Source organism: Photorhabdus luminescens subsp. luminescens, assembly GCF_001083805.1.
In the GTDB taxonomy this organism is placed as follows: Bacteria; Pseudomonadota; Gammaproteobacteria; order Enterobacterales; family Enterobacteriaceae; genus Photorhabdus; species Photorhabdus luminescens.
In genome coordinates, this window is record NZ_JXSK01000001.1 from 49,436 (window position 1) to 65,259 (window position 15,824).

General features: G+C 42.4%; 9 protein-coding genes. All 9 read right to left on the reverse strand.

Features of this window, described 5'->3' with window-relative positions:
- Window positions 1-841: 841 nt before the first annotated feature.
- Window positions 842-2,218 (reverse strand): prephenate-dependent tRNA uridine(34) hydroxylase TrhP, encoded by a 1,377-nt coding sequence (gene trhP, locus TI10_RS00230; RefSeq protein ID WP_049581169.1) that lies wholly within the window; start codon window positions 2,216-2,218, stop codon window positions 842-844.
- A 230-nt stretch (window positions 2,219-2,448) separates the two neighbouring features.
- Window positions 2,449-2,793, reverse strand: coding sequence for a YegP family protein (locus tag TI10_RS00235; RefSeq protein ID WP_049581170.1), 345 nt, complete (start codon window positions 2,791-2,793; stop codon window positions 2,449-2,451).
- 97 nt (window positions 2,794-2,890) lie between these two features.
- Window positions 2,891-3,595, reverse strand: a complete 705-nt coding sequence (baeR, locus tag TI10_RS00240; protein ID WP_049581172.1) for an envelope stress response regulator BaeR — start codon at window positions 3,593-3,595, stop codon at window positions 2,891-2,893.
- Complete coding sequence (gene baeS / locus TI10_RS00245; RefSeq protein WP_049581173.1) at window positions 3,592-4,980, reverse strand: envelope stress sensor histidine kinase BaeS; 1,389 nt, start codon at window positions 4,978-4,980, stop codon at window positions 3,592-3,594. Before baeS ends, baeR begins: the two co-directional genes overlap by 4 nt.
- A complete protein-coding gene (gene mdtC / locus TI10_RS00250; RefSeq protein ID WP_049581175.1) occupies window positions 4,977-8,066 on the reverse strand; it encodes a multidrug efflux RND transporter permease subunit MdtC in 3,090 nt (1,029 codons plus the stop codon). The genes baeS and mdtC overlap by 4 nt, the downstream gene beginning before the upstream one ends.
- Entirely contained in the window at window positions 8,063-11,209 is a 3,147-nt protein-coding gene (locus tag TI10_RS00255; RefSeq protein WP_049581176.1) for an MdtB/MuxB family multidrug efflux RND transporter permease subunit, read from the reverse strand. Before TI10_RS00255 ends, mdtC begins: the two co-directional genes overlap by 4 nt.
- A complete protein-coding gene (locus TI10_RS00260; RefSeq protein WP_049581178.1) occupies window positions 11,209-12,414 on the reverse strand; it encodes an MdtA/MuxA family multidrug efflux RND transporter periplasmic adaptor subunit in 1,206 nt (401 codons plus the stop codon). Before TI10_RS00260 ends, TI10_RS00255 begins: the two co-directional genes overlap by 1 nt.
- Window positions 12,415-12,894: 480 nt before the next feature.
- On the reverse strand, window positions 12,895-14,427 hold the full coding sequence (gene asnB / locus TI10_RS00265; protein WP_049581180.1) for an asparagine synthase (glutamine-hydrolyzing): 1,533 nt from the start codon (window positions 14,425-14,427) through the stop codon (window positions 12,895-12,897).
- Between the two features lie 35 nt (window positions 14,428-14,462).
- Window positions 14,463-15,818 (reverse strand): 3-phosphoshikimate 1-carboxyvinyltransferase, encoded by a 1,356-nt coding sequence (gene aroA / locus TI10_RS00270; RefSeq protein ID WP_049581182.1) that lies wholly within the window; start codon window positions 15,816-15,818, stop codon window positions 14,463-14,465.
- Window positions 15,819-15,824: the final 6 nt, after the last annotated feature.

Consider the following 15,824-nt stretch of genomic DNA (forward strand, 5'->3'; position numbering starts at 1 on the left):
AGCTGATTTTTCCTGCTGATCCGGTTAAAAATGCGTTTCTATTGTCTTTTGGTTTACTGAACAGCCCCTATTGTGGGATTACATTTCATTTTTCTGAGAGAGCAACATGTACTGCGCTATTGTTTATCAGCTTTGGGGCGATTTGGCTACTTTATCCTTACTTATATTATGGGTATATATACCTAATAGATTTCGAGTTGCAGCGCGGCGGCAAGTGAACGAATCCCCAGGAGCATAGATAACTATGTGACTGGGGTGAGTGAAAGCAGCCAACAAAGCAGTAGCTTGAAAGATGAAGGGTATAAAACAAAATCCATTTTGAGTTGCTAAGTCGATATAGTCAGCTAAATGTTGAACTAATAGTTTTAACAATAAGTAAATTGTAATTATCTGTTTTCATAATTTTCACCTGATTAATTCTATCAGATTGTATAATATTTGGTCTAAATATGATGGATTTCCTGAATTATTAAACAGTGGAAAATTTTAATTACATTTCTTTAGATAGTGTGATATTTCAATAAGTAGAAATATTCTCTTATTAATATGTAGGTATAAGAAACACATTAATATAAATATTCATTGGTTTAATAGTTAAATTTCTCTATTTAATTAATCATGTAAATGAATTCTGTAACTTATTGATTTTATTTCTCGGAGGAAAAAAGAAAAGGCCAGCTCAAGGGAGATTGAGCCGGCCAAGGAGGTGGTTCCTAGTCTTACTGTAAAACTTTTTTAATTTTTTATTTTTCACCAGCAATATTACGGTAAATAAAATAGTATTGATGTGATCTGTTTCTAAAAAAAGAAATATATCGTCATAAAAAGGGGATATTGATGATTATTTGTCTGAGTCTCGGTTCGTTTGAGCAAATTGAGAATTAATACCATTTAGATTACGTATTAATAAGGCATAATTAATATCAATTTGTTTAGGAATTGGCAAATAGACAATATACCCATCCCCAGGAGCAACTTCCATTGGTTGGCCTTTTTTATCTTGCATTGCTTCCAATGTAAACTGGATATTGCCTGCTGGTGTCATTAATTCGAGACGGTCTCCGATCATGAATTTATTCTTGACAACAACTTTGGCTAATTCGTTGACTCGTTCACCTGTAAATTCACCAACAAATTGTTGTGTATCGGATATCGAATAGCCATATTCATAAGTCTGATAGGCATCATGGGTATGGCGGCGTAAAAATCCTTCGGTATAACCGCGATGAGCGAGTCCTTCTAACGTTGTTAGCAGAGTTGGATCAAAAGGCTTCCCTGCAACGGCATCATCTATGGCTCGGCGGTAAACTTGCGCTGTGCGAGCACAGTAATAGAAGGATTTTGTTCGTCCTTCGATTTTCAAAGAGTGAACGCCCATTTTAGTTAATCGCTCAACATGCTCAACTGCACGTAAATCTTTAGAATTCATGATGTAAGTACCATGTTCATCTTCAAAAGCTGACATATATTCACCTGGGCGTTTTGCTTCTTCGAACGTAAATACTTTATCTGTTGGTGTGCCTTTTCCCAATGTTGGCTCGATATTTTTTGTCGGAATAGTTTCATGCATATGCACAATATTACCGATATCATCCTCTTTACCTTCTTGGACGTGATATTCCCAACGGCAGGCATTAGTACAGGTTCCTTGGTTAGGATCGCGTTTATTAATATAGCCAGATAGCAGGCAACGACCCGAATAGGCCATACACAATGCGCCATGTACGAAAACTTCCAGTTCCGTATCGGGAACCTGCTGGCGAATCTCGTTAATTTCATCCAGAGAAAGCTCGCGGGAAAGAATGACTCGTGTCAGCCCCATTTGTTGCCAGAATTTTACTGTTGCCCAGTTAACTGCGTTAGCTTGAACGGAAAGATGAATTTCCATTTCAGGGAAAGCTTCACGAACCATCATGATCAGTCCGGGATCGGACATGATGAGAGCATCTGGTCCCATATCAATGACAGGTTTTAGATCACGGATGAAAGTTTTCAGTTTGGCATTATGAGGAGCAATATTGACCACAACGTAAAAACGTTTACCAAGCTCATGCGCTTCTTTAATGCCGATCGCCAGATTTTCGTGATTAAATTCATTATTGCGAACACGCAGGCTGTAACGTGGTTGACCCGCATATACGGCATCTGCGCCGTAAGCAAAAGCATAGCGCATATTTTTCAGTGAACCGGCAGGGGAAAGTAATTCTGGAGTAAACATGGTTAAAAAATTCTCGATTTGAATTGAGACTAGTTTTCACTATAAAAAGTAAGGATAAGACGGGGGATTCTAACCCTTAATTTGTTGGGGATACAAATTTATTAGCATGAAACGTTCGGTTCTATTGATCAGAAAAGAACGTGATCAACAAAGAATGTGATCGATGAAGAGCGCCTTATCAATTGACGATAACTTTCAACTGATAAGGTGCAATTTATGACGAAAAAATATCATTCTGACTTTGTCAGATCTCGGACATTGACGCTAGAACCATGTTTAATCGCAGATTGAATGCCTTTTTTAGCCGCGACTTCATTATCGTAAGATTCGCTGATGCCGATAACTTGATAGTTTCTCGCTTTCAGCACGAAATAAGACTTGCCAGATTTGTTTTCTCTGACTTCGAAGTTTTTTTCTGCCGGTGAATTTGCCTGGACAGATCGAATTCCTTTATTCGCTGCTGCCTTGGTAGTGTACATTTCACTGGTAAGGATAACTTCACCGTTCGATGTTTTTAAATTGAAGTAATACTGCTTGTTTTTTGTTCTTTTGAGATCATAATGACCTATAGCCATAAGAAATTCCTCCAATTAAAGGTAAGTATTTTTAATATAGCTGAATTTCTGACCGGTGAAAGGTTGAGAGAAATTTAATTCAGTTAAAGTGTGACAGTTATAACAAACGGCATATATCCTCTTCCCATCGGTAACCAAGTCCATAAATAGAACGAATGAATGTTTTACTGTTGTCCAATTGTTCCAGTTTACGGCGTAAATTTTTAATGTGGCTATCAATAGTACGGTCTGTCACGATTCGGTGATCGTCATACAGGTTATTCAGTAACTTATCGCGGGAAAATACTTGCCCTGGGCGACTTGCCATCGTTTTTAATAACCGGAATTCAACCGGGGTCAAATCCAATATTTTATCGCGGTAACGTGCTTGGAAACAGGCTTCGTCGATTTGCAGATCGCTTTGCTTGACAATATCTTGTGGTCGGTAACAGCGACGAAGAATCGTTTTAACTCGCGCGACAATTTCACGTGGACTATAAGGTTTACAAATATAATCATCTGCCCCGATTTCCAGTCCAAGTAAACGGTCAATTTCTTCCGTTTTGGCGGTGACCATAATAATCGGTACGTCAGAGAAGCGGCGAATTTCCCGACAGATAGATATGCCATCGCAGCCTGGAAGCATCAGATCCAGCAAAATAATATCTGGATTGTGTTGCTGTACATGGGAGACAACTTCATCACCCCGCAATAGCCACTGGGTTTTGTAATCAGCCGCTTGCAGGTAATCGACCAGCAACTGACCAAGTTTTGGCTCATCTTCAACAATCAAAACAGTATAATGTTCAAATTCTGTATTCATAACGTTTCGCCGTCGAGGGATTTAGTTAGCGGCAATTCTACGATAATTCTCAGGCCGCCTAAAGGTGAGGGTTCGGCGTGGATGGCGCCGCTATGTGCTTCAACGATGTTATAGCAAATAGCTAATCCAAGCCCTGATCCACCACTGGCACGGTTTCGTGAGGATTCACTACGGTAGAATCGTTCAAAAACCCGTTGGCATTGCTCTGGCGACAAGCCGGGTTTGCTGTCCTCCCAATTCAGAATGAAGTAGTTATCGTTAGAACAATCTTTAATGATTAATTTTCCATTATCGGCGGTATAGCGAAGACTGTTTTCCAGTAAATTATGAAATAGCTGAGTCAATCTGCTTGGGTCAGCAAACACCATAATAGTTTCAGGAAGTTTAATATCTATTTGGATTTGCTTATCGAGGAAACGTCCACGATAAGATGCGATAGCAGCCTGAATTAATTCACTGATATTGATAAATTCTTTCCGGTATGCCAGCGCTCCGCGATCGGATAAAGAGAGTTGGTGTAGATCATCAACCAGTTTGGTCAAGGTGGTAATTTCAGCCAATAGCGAATTGAGCGTTTCTGGCGTGGGTTTGTGAACACCATCCTGTAACGCTTCCAATTCACCGCGCAATATAGCAAGGGGGGTGCGCAGTTCATGAGAAATATCTGCCATATAATCGCGACGCATCTGCTCGTTTTTTTCTAGGGTACTGGCAAGTTGGTTAAAATTGTGGGCAAGCTGACCAATTTCATCTTTACTTGATGGTGTGACTCGGGCGCTGAAATCGCCTGCTGCCAGTTTATGCGTCCCTTCAACTAAACGTTTAACGGGTTTTAACATACCGCGGGATAATAATAGTGTGGCTATGATTGCTAGCAAGGTAGATAAACCGGCAATAATCCAGCTTGTCAGTTGTTGTTGGCGATCAAAACTGATATCAGCTTGACGGGTAATTTTATCTGATGTGCTGACAATGACCCAGCCAACAACTTGATGATGATAGAGAATGGGTTTGCGATAGGTCTCTGTCGGGATTTTGCTTTCATGACCGACCAGCAATTTCATATCACTGTCCACCACCCAAAATTGAGTTCGCCAACCGCGAGGTGGTGGACCCTGGCGGCTTTCACTGGTTTGTTCAATGGAACGAATGATTTGAAAAATTACCCGATCATTCCTCTTTAAGAATTTCCAGCTACCATATTGTTGATATTGTTCAGCCAATGCTTCGGCTAACATGGCGGTACGTAACTGGATATTTTGTTTTATATAACCAATAAAACCATGCTGGAAGCTGCTTCTTACGCCCCAGTGCATGGTGATAAGTACCAGCATACAAGTGGCGAAGATGGCCATGAATAGTTTACCACTGATGCCGAGTTTCATGATGGTTCCATAATTTGCTTGGTTGTATGCCGCCGTTGTTGCCACTTTTCCCTTACTCGATCAAAACAGAGATAGACAACGGGTGTGGTATATAGCGTCAAAAGCTGGCTCATGACCAAACCACCCACAATAGTTATTCCTAAAGGTTGGCGTAATTCTGCGCCGTCGCCATTGCTCAAAACCAGTGGCAGGGCGCCAAACAAGGCGGCCAGTGTCGTCATCAGAATTGGACGGAAACGTAACAGGCTGGCTTGGAATATCGCATCACGGGCGTGGATATTACCGTTACGCTGAGCTTCAATAGCAAAATCCACCATAATAATGGCGTTCTTTTTTACGATACCAATCAATAACATGATGCCTATTAATGCTATCAGGCTGAATGGTGTGTCAAACAGTTCCAATGCCAGTAGGGCGCCAATGCCGGCAGAAGGCAGGGTAGAGAGAATAGTCAATGGATGGATATAACTTTCATACAGTATCCCTAGTACCAGATAGACAGTAATAATGGCGGCCAGAATCAAGAATAATTGTGATTTTAAGGTTTCTTGGAAAATCTGGGCGGTACCTGCAAAAGTGCCGCGAACCGTTGAGGGTACGCTCAGTTCGGTCATGGTTCTTTCAATCGCATTGATAGCATCAGAGAGGGTATAGCCTGACGATACATTGAAAGCAATGGTTGAAGCAGCAGAAAGCCCCTGATGATTCACGCTTAATGGCGCATTAGCCGGTTGCCAGTGAGCAAAATAGGAGAGCGGAATGGCTTTTCCTTGATTATTAATCACGAACATTTTATCCAGTGCGCTGACATCTTGCGTATATTCTGGAGCAACTTCCATCACAACCTTGTACTGATTAAGTGGTTGATAGATAGTGGATATTTGTCGCTGACCAAAAGCATTATTCAGCAGGCTATTGGCTTCACTGACATTAATGCCCAGACGAGACATGGTATCGCGGTCATAGATTATTGCCATTTCAGCCCCTTTATCCTCTTTATCCGAATTCACGTCGGTGAGTTGGGGCAATTGCCCTAATGCTTTACGGATAACAGGTTCCCATTTGCGAAGATCATTCAGATCATCTGCCAGCAATGTAAATTGATAGCTAGCATTAGCTTGGCGACCGCCAGCCCTAATATCCTGTACCGGAATGAGAAACAGATTTGCTCCCGGTTCATTGGCAAGTTTAATTCTCAGGCGTGAAATAACCTGTTCAGTACTTTCTGAACGCTCTTTCAATGGCTTTAGAGAGATAAACATAAAGCCATTATTTACCCGCCCGCCACCGGTAAAACCGATAACACTGTCTACCGTAGGATCTGCATTGATTGTCTGCATGAAATTTTTCATTTTTTCACGCATGGATTGGAAAGAGATACTTTGATCTGCCCGAACAAACCCTAACAACCGACCGGTATCCTGCTCCGGGAAGAAAGTTTTGGGGATATTAATATAGAGCCAAACATTTAGGGCAATGATACCGGCTAAAATTAACAATACCCAGCGGCTATGATTAAGAACCCACATCAGGGAGCGTCCGTACATTTGCTGAATTTTCAGTAAAACTTTACCGAATCCTCGTATTTTCTTTTGTGCTTTGGGAAGCTGAGATTTTAGTAATTGGGCGCACATCATTGGCGTTAGCGTCAGAGAAACCAATAATGAGATACCGATTGAGGTGGTTAAGGTAATGGCGAATTCACGGAACAGCCGACCAACCAATCCATCCATGAGCAAAAGCGGTATAAAGACTGCTACCAGCGAAATGCTCATCGAGAGGACCGTAAAGCCCACTTCCCGGACGCCTCGCAGCGCCGCTTGCATGGGTTTGATACCTGCTTCAAGGTGGCGGGAAATATTCTCCAGCACCACAATCGCATCATCTACCACAAATCCCGTGGCAACCGTCAGCGCCATTAAAGAAAGATTGTTCAAACTGAAACCGCACAGATACATGGCGGTAAAGGTGCCAATGAGTGAAACCGGTACAGCGATGGCAGGGATCAATGTTGCGCGACCAGAACGCAAAAACAGGAACACCACCAGAATGACTAGCCCGATAGCAATCACCAATGCCCGTTCCACTTCTGCTAATGAAGCACGAATAGTTGGTGTGCGATCTTGAGTCACTTTAAGTTGAATACTGGCAGGAATAGATTCACGTAATGCAGGCAATTGTTCACGGATACGGTTTACTGTGGCGATAATATTGGCGCCGGCTTCACGGCGAATGATCAACAAAATAGCCGGTTCACCGCCAGACATGCCGGCTGCTCTGACATTCTGAACAGAATCTTTTACATTTGCTACATCCTGCAATCGCACCGGTGAACCGTTGTTGTAATGAACGATAATCGGACGATAGCTTTCGGCCGTTTTCAACTCATCGTTAGTTTGAACTTGCCAGTGTTGCTGATCGGAATCCACATATCCTTGTGGACGGCGAACATTGGCATTGCTGATAGCTTTGCGTACTGCATCTAATGAAACTCCTTGATGGAACAGGGCGCCAGGATTCAATTCGACTCTGACTGCGGGTAATGAACTGCCGCCGACAGAGACTTCACTGACGCCTTCAACTTGGGCAATTTTCTGCGCCAATTGAGTAGAGGCAAAATCATAAAGTTGCCCCTGATTATAGGTATCAGAAGTCAATGTGAGGATCATAATTGGGGCGTCAGACGGGTTGACTTTGTAATAATGTGGTTTGCTTGGCATACCGGAAGGTAGCAGGCTTTGAGCGGCATTCAGTGCTGCCTGTACATCCCGCGCTGCACTGTTAATATCGCGATTGAGGTCAAATTCAAGCGTGATATCGGTATTGCCAAGGGAGCTACTGGAGGTCATTTCAGTGACTCCGGCAATTCGGCCTAAGGCATGCTCCAATGGAGTAGCGACAGATGAGGCCATTGTCTCCGGTGAAGCGCCCGGTAATGAGGCGTAAACGGAGATCACCGGAAAATCTACTTGTGGTAAAGGAGAAACCGGCAACAAGGTAAATCCCAGTACCCCGCATAGGGTTATGGCTAAACTCAATAGCGTGGTGGCAACAGGACGTTGGATAAATAAGGCAAAGAATTTCACCGCGGCTCCTGATGATCAATAGATGAAGTGTCTGGGACTGAGAACCGACGATTACGGCGATAATGCGCCAACCGGTCAAACAGCAAATAGATCACTGGCGTAGTAAACAACGTCAGGATCTGGCTCATAATCAATCCACCTACCATACAGATACCCAGAGGACGACGTAATTCAGCGCCTACACCGGTGCTGAGCATCAAAGGGAGCGCCCCAAGCAATGCTGCCATTGTGGTCATCAGGATCGGCCGGAAACGCAATAAACACGCTTGATAAATGGCTTCGTAAGGCGATAACCCCTGTTCACGTTCTGCCGCCAGCGCGAAATCGATCATCATGATGGCATTTTTTTTCACAATACCTATCAGCAGGATAATGCCAATGATCGCAATGACATCCAGTTCATGACCTGCCATCATCAGCGCCAGTAGTGCGCCTACTCCCGCTGTCGGCAATGTAGAGAGGATTGTCACCGGGTGGATGAAGCTTTCATACAATATGCCTAGCACGATATACATAGCGATGATGGCAGCCGCGATTAGCCATAATGTATTGCCCAGCGCGCTTTCAAATGCCAGCGTTGTTCCCTGGAATTGGGTGGAAATATCTTTGGGCATTTTGATCAATTTTGCTGCATTACGAACAGCATTGACCGCCTGTTCGAGAGAAGCATCCTCAGTAACGTTGAAAGAAAATGTTGCTGAGGGAAATTGAGCTAGATGATTGATTGCTAGCGGGCCAAATTTTTGTTCAATAGTCGCAATAGCCCTGAGAGGTATGACATGGCCGTCAGTTCCGTTAAGACGGATGTTATCAAATGCCGCCAGCCCTGGAGTGGATGTCACATCATGCTCCAAGATAATCCGATATTGATTAGCCTGTGTATAAATGGTTGAAATTAGCCGCTGGCCGAATGCATTGTAGAGTGCGTTATCTATAGCGGCCATTGAGATGCCTAATCGGCTGGCTGTGTCTCGGTCTACCTTAACGTAGGCAATTGGTCCCTGATCTTGCCAGTCACTGCTGATATCAACCAGTTCTGCTCTCTGCTTTAGTTCAGCCAGCAATTTTGGCGCCCAGATACTCAGTTCATCCAGAGAAGTTGCCTGCAAAGTGAATTGGTATTGGGTACGGGTAACTTGAGTATCAATCGTCAAATCCTGTATGGGTTGCAGATAGAGTTTTATGCCGGGTATAGCGGCAACTTTTTCCTGCAAACGCGGAATAATGTCAACGATTCTGTCATCACGCTGATTCAGTGGTTTCAGCGTGATTTGCAATCGCCCGTTATTCAAGGTTGGGTTGCTGCCGTCAACACCGACAAAGGTGGTGATATTTTCTACTGCCGGGTCTTGCAGTAATAGGGATGAAACTTGCTGTTGTTTATCCACCATTGCAGAGAAAGAAATGGATTGCGGCGCTTCCAGTGTTCCCTGAATCAGCCCATTATCCTGTGATGGAAAAAATCCTTTTGGAATCATCAGATAGAGTAGCGTCGTTAGCGCCAATGTGCTTAGGGCGATGCTAAATGTGATCCACGGGTGGTTCAGCGCTCTTTTTAGCCATACGGCATAACCGGCAATCATTTGTTCAAAAAAGCGTTCACTGGCTTGTTCAAAACGATTGTGTTTTATCTGTGATTCCGGTTTCAGTATTCGAGCGCACATCATGGGGGTTAATGTCAGTGAGACAATGGCTGAAATCAGAATTGCTACGGCCAGGGTAATCGCGAACTCACGAAACAGGCGGCCAACGATATCGCCCATAAAAAGCAGCGGGATTAACACTGCAATCAAAGAGAAAGTCAGGGAAATAATGGTAAAACCGATTTCACCTGCGCCTTTCAATGCTGCGGTCATCGGTTTCTCGCCTTGTTCTATATAACGGGAGATATTTTCAATGACCACAATGGCATCATCCACGACAAAACCGGTGGCAATGGTGAGCGCCATTAGCGTCAGGTTATTGACGGAGAAGCCGCAGAAATACATCACTGCGAATGTACCAGTCAGTGAAAGGGGAACAGCGATACTGGGGATGAGTGTTGCAATGCCGTTGCGTAAAAACAGGTAAATCACCATAACAACCAATGCAATTGCCAGTAACAGCTCAAACTGAACATCTTTCACAGAAGCACGAATGGTTGTCGTGCGGTCAGTCAAGATTTTCATATCAACAGATTTTGGCAAGCTGCTGATGAGCTCCGGCAACATCTGACGAATATTATCTGTGGTTTCAATCACATTAGCGCCGGGCTGGCGCTGGATATTAATCACAATGGCTTGTTTGTTATTTGACCATGCGCCTAGTTTGGTGTTTTCAGCTCCTTGCTCAATGGTTGCGACATCTTGTAACCGTACCGGTGAGCCATTTTTATAGGCAATGATCAGTTTGCGGTAATCATTTACTGACTTCATTTGATCGTTGGCCGAAAGCGTGACAGAGCGAGTCGGACCATCAAGGCTACCTTTGGCGGAGTTAACGTTAGCATTGTTGATAGCGGTACGGATCATTTCGCTATCCAATCCCTGTGCAGAGACTGCTTGAGCGTTTAATTTCACTCTGACGGCTGGCCGCTGGCCGCCGGCGAGCGTCACCAGTCCTACACCGTTAACCTGCGAAATTTTCTGTGCGATACGGGTTTCCACCATATCTTGAATCTGTGTCATTGGCATTGCATCGGAGGTGACTGCCAGCATTAAAATAGGCGGATCTGCGGGGTTAACTTTGCTGTAAATGGGAGGATAAGGAAGGTCATTTGGCAGTAAATTACTGGCTGCATTAATGGCCGCCTGTACTTCCTGTTCGGCGACATCTAACGGCAACGTCAGTTGGAATTGCAATGTGATAACGGAAGCCCCGCCGGAACTTTGGGATGCCATCTGTTTAAGACCTGACATCTGTCCGAGTTGGCGTTCCAGTGGCGCGGTGACTGCCGAAGTCATTACATCGGGGCTTGCGCCGGGATAGAGTGTGACAACCTGAATGGTGGGATAGTCTACTTCCGGTAATGCAGACACGGGCAGCATGCGATAGCCGATAATACCTGCCAGCAAGATTGCCGCCATAAATAGCGTGGTGGCGACAGGTCGCAAGATGAACAGGCGTGATGGTCCGCCTCCTGGGATTGGGGAGCTTACCTGCATCAGGAATTCTCCGTTTTGTCGTGTTTTTGTGGCTGAGGCTTATTGACCATCGGTGTGACAATATCCACTTTAGCGCCATCTGTTAGGCGATCGATACCATCAGTGACCACTTTATCGCCTGCTGCCAAGCCGGTACTGATAACAACGCGTTTTGTATCCTGCAATTTGACCGTGACCAGATGTTTGCTGACTTTATTCTCTTTGCCTAACATCCAGACAAAATTCCCTTCATTACCCATTTGCAGAGCAGCATTTGGGATCACCACTGCGTTTTCCAGTGTATCGACTTTAATACGGACATTAACGAATTGATTTGGAAATAAGATGCTATCTTGATTGGAAAAACGGGCTTTCAGCTTAATTGTGCCGGTAGCGGCGTCAATTTGATTATCAATGCTCAACAGTTTTCCTGCGGCAAGTTGTTGTTGGTTATTGCGATCCCAGGCACTAACGACGACGTCATGATTGGTTTTCTGAGCTTGCAAAACAGCACTGATATCGTTTTCAGGGAGTGAAAATAGTACATCTACCGGATCGGTTTGGGTAATAACCACAATAGGAGAGTTGTTGCCACTGGAGATAAAATTCCCTATATCAATCTGTTTCAAGCCCACTTTACCGGAAATTGGAGCCGTAATACGGCTGTAAGTGAGTTGAAGTTTTGCATTATCAATTGCTGCTTGATCAACTTTTAGACTGGCTTCGTGTTGGCGGACAAGCGCACGTTGATTATCCATTTCTTGTTGGGAAATCAAGTGGGTGTTTGCCAATTTCTGGTAGCGATTGAGATCCTGACGGGCATTCGCCAATATTGCTTCGTCTTTAGCCAGTTGGCCTTTGGCTTGTGCCAGCTGAACCTGAAAAGGACGTGGATCAATTTCTGCCAGTAAATCCCCTTGGTTGATTTGTTGACCTTCCTGAAAGTGTAAAGCGATAAGCTGACCTTCAACCCGACTGGTTACCGTGGCGGTGTTGGCGGCCTGAATGGTGCCAAGCCCAGTCAGAAAGCGAGGGACTGCCTGCTCTTTTGCTGTGGCGATCTGCACAGGGGGTAACGGAGGATGCCCTAAATCGGAGGATTGATCAGATGGGCCGGATTGTTGAGGAGTTTTAAATTGGTACCAGAAAAATATAGCGGCAGCGATAGCGATAGAGGCCAATGCTGCACGGAAAAGGAGGGTACGACGTTTATTATTTTGATTCATTTCTTCGGCATTCTCTCAACATTAAGGCTAGGGTATTGCTTAATTATGTGCGACTGAAATATCGGTTTAATCATATGTTATTAGTTTAGACAGTGAGGATAGGCTAAAAAATGGAGAAAATGTGGAAAATATGTCAAGGAAGCGCTTTTTAAGTTAAATTAAGGCGTTTTTTGTCATTTTTTTCGAGACGGCTCCAAAAATTATGCAAATGATGCTGTCTCTGTTACTTTCGTTTCCTTTGCTGTTTTAGTCAGGCAATTAAATAGAGCTATTAAAAGTTTGAATGAAAAAGGGATAATTATGTCAAAGAATAAGAGAGTTGAAATTATTGGTTATAATTTTTTAAAGAAAGATATTGAACTTCAATTTGACTCCAAGTGATGAGAGCAAAAAGTCCTATTTTTTATCTCCAGATAGCTGCATTGTTAGCAGAATAAACAATGCAGCAATCAACACGATGATTACAACACAATGGTTAAATTACGATATAAAATTAAAGTAACCAGATTCTGAAAAATCTTTGCCAGATTCTTTGAAACGTTCTTTTGGTAGTGGATAACCAAAAGAGAGATATTTCTCAGCGAAATAGAGTGAACTTTGGCTGTTTAGTCCGATGGAACTAAGGCTGTCAACCACGTTTCTTGGTAAATTACATTTAATATCTTTAACGTAATCAATGATAGTATTTTTTACACCACTACCATCCGGCATTCTTATTTTAGGTCTGTCAATAATATATTCGGGTATTTTTCCTCTGAATGCTTCACGTAGAATATATTTTTCTATCCCGTCATTGAGTTTATAAGAGAAATCCAGACTTAAAACATAGGGCACTAGTGCTGAATCCATAAAAGGAACTCTTGCTTCGACAGTATTTCTCATGCTTGCCCGATCAACTCTTTGTAAATCAGTCCTATGAAGGTTATTTAATCGATATAGGGAGAGATGATGGGGATTGGGATACGTTTTAAATAAATCGTAGCCAGCAAAAATTTCATCACTACCTTCTCCACATAAAGCAATTTTGAAGCCAAGGCGGTTAGCAATATAATAGCCAAAGTGAGCAATAGTCGAATCAATGGCATCGATTGGTTCGAAAAACTCACCATAATAGATAGCATCTTGGATGTTATTGATTAATTCTTCCTGAGTAAACGTGTATATAATGTGTTTTATCTTATTCTCAGAACAATATCTTTGGGCAATTTCAATGTCTTTTGAGCCGGGTAATCCAAATGAAATTGCCGTAACATCGTGGTGATATTTGTGTGCAAGATAAAGCACAATGGTACTGTCGATACCGCCGCTAAACATAATTGATATGGGCAAATCTGTGTCAACTCGCTTTTTGACTGCATTATCTAACAGTGAATAGATTTTTTCTTTTACCTGTTCGAAATTATCGTTGCTTGTGGAAATATTTGTGTCGTAACTAATATATTTCTCACTGGTAAATCCGTCGAAAATTGAACCGGGTTCAACAGGTTTAATTTCTGAGTTAAACTCGATCAATGATTTTATTTCTGACGCCACATACCAGTTACCCTCTTTTTGGGTGTAATAGAGTGGCTTTATTCCGACGTGATCTCTTCCTAATAAGAATTTGTTATTCTTATTATCAAATAGAATAAAACTGAACATGCCATCTAATTTCTTAATAAATGACTTGCCATAGCAAATATAGGCAATTAGGACGACTTCAGCATCGCCGCCATTTTTAAATTGATAACCTTGTTTAGTTAATTCATCTCGAAGCGATTTATAATTATAAATTTGACCATTCAGCACAAGATGAAGATCATGTTCTTGATTTGATATGGGTTGATAGGCTGAATCGCGTTCGACAATAGCCAGTCTGTTGGTTGCGATTGCAAAATTATTTCTGACAATCTTCTCGTTAAACCGAGATGCATCACCTCGGTGCGCTATTTTTGACATTATAGTCTGTAGCTTATTTTCAATATCATCAATAAGCCTGTTTTCTGTATTAAAGATACCACCAATTCCACACATAGTGAATTCCTTTGGTTAAGAGTTATTAATGATATTTAAATGTCTTCTGGTATAGGTCCAGAATATTTTAATTCATTCACATCGGCGCCTAATGTGGATATTTCGGCGAAATATTCTGGATAGGTTTGACCAACATGATATGGCTCACTAATAATGAGTGGTTCATCACAATGTAAACCTATTGTTGTGAGCGCCATGATTAATCCATGATCGTAATGACCATCAACAATAACACCGCCTTTATATCCATATGGGTTGCCATAAATAATTAATTGGTCTAGCTTCTCTTCGGATCTAACCCCTATTTTGTCCAACTCTCGCCGAAAATCAGAAATTCTGTCTGATTCTTTATAGCGGATATGTTCAATGTTATAGAAAACGCTTTTACCGTCGGCAAACGCAGCTAATGCAGCAAGTGCAGGTACAGCATCTGGTGCTAATGAACCATCGAAATCCTGCGCTTTTAGGGGGCCGCCAGAGCGAATGTTGAGACAATCTTCTCTGGTAAAGCTGATTTTCGTTCCGCTGTTAATTAAATAATCCACTACCGCGCCGTTACCTAATTCTTCCTCAAAGAAACCATTTAGGGTAACGTCGGAATTCAGTGAGGCGCAAAGTGCAAGGATTGCTGCCGTGCTGGCTGGATCAGCGCCGACGCTAAATTCTGATGGGATAAATCGACTCTTTCCTGTCGTAAAGAAATTGCGGAATTTATCGTCATACTCAATATTAATGCCGGCTTTGCGTAAATTATTAATTGTTGTGTGAACCATTGATGGCGCGGTAATGGTATCGGTGACTTTTATTTGCAGATCTCGTTCACTAATAGCACCTAAATAAAGTAATCCACTCAGGAATTGAGAGCTCTTTCTGCATGAAATTTCAGTGTAACTACTGATGTTTCTATCTGATTTCATGCTTATTGGTAAAAATGAATCAGGCCCAACTGCGGTACATTGAATATTGAGTAATTTTAGTGCATTGACCATTTCTGATTGTGATCGTGTACCTAAGGAGTGACTGTATTCTGTAATAAACTCAGTATCAGGCAAATAACCGGATACACCCATTAATAGCCGTAATACAACGCCAGAATTACCAGGGTTAAAGATGATTTTTTTATCAATTTTTCTGACATCTATGCCTTCTACGATTGTCCCTGTAATATTATTATTAAATGATGCTCCTAAATGGGAACAGTTTAATTTCATTGCTGTTGTATTGTTCCCTAATGCTATGTTATTTATTTTACTTGTACCTTCCGTTAATGATGCAGTCAGAATGGCGCGAGTTGAAGAGCTTTTTGAGGCAGGTAAAGTTATTGAACCATTTAGTGATCTGGTTTTGTTTATTTCGATAAATGGCGGATGATTATTACCATAATACTTCATATTTTT

Bases quoted from the DNA above. Each gene is read 5' to 3' on its own strand.
- asnB (WP_049581180.1), bottom strand. From the start codon at position 14,427: ATGTGTGGAATTGGTGGTATCTTTAATACAGAAAACAGGCTTATTGAT.
- TI10_RS00260 (WP_049581178.1), bottom strand. From the start codon at position 12,414: ATGAATCAAAATAATAAACGTCGTACCCTCCTTTTCCGTGCAGCATTG.
- baeS (WP_049581173.1), bottom strand. From the start codon at position 4,980: ATGAAACTCGGCATCAGTGGTAAACTATTCATGGCCATCTTCGCCACT.
- TI10_RS00235 (WP_049581170.1), bottom strand. From the start codon at position 2,793: ATGGCTATAGGTCATTATGATCTCAAAAGAACAAAAAACAAGCAGTAT.
- aroA (WP_049581182.1), bottom strand. From the start codon at position 15,818: ATGAAGTATTATGGTAATAATCATCCGCCATTTATCGAAATAAACAAA.
- baeR (WP_049581172.1), bottom strand. From the start codon at position 3,595: ATGAATACAGAATTTGAACATTATACTGTTTTGATTGTTGAAGATGAG.
- trhP (WP_049581169.1), bottom strand. From the start codon at position 2,218: ATGTTTACTCCAGAATTACTTTCCCCTGCCGGTTCACTGAAAAATATG.
- TI10_RS00255 (WP_049581176.1), bottom strand. From the start codon at position 11,209: ATGCAGGTAAGCTCCCCAATCCCAGGAGGCGGACCATCACGCCTGTTC.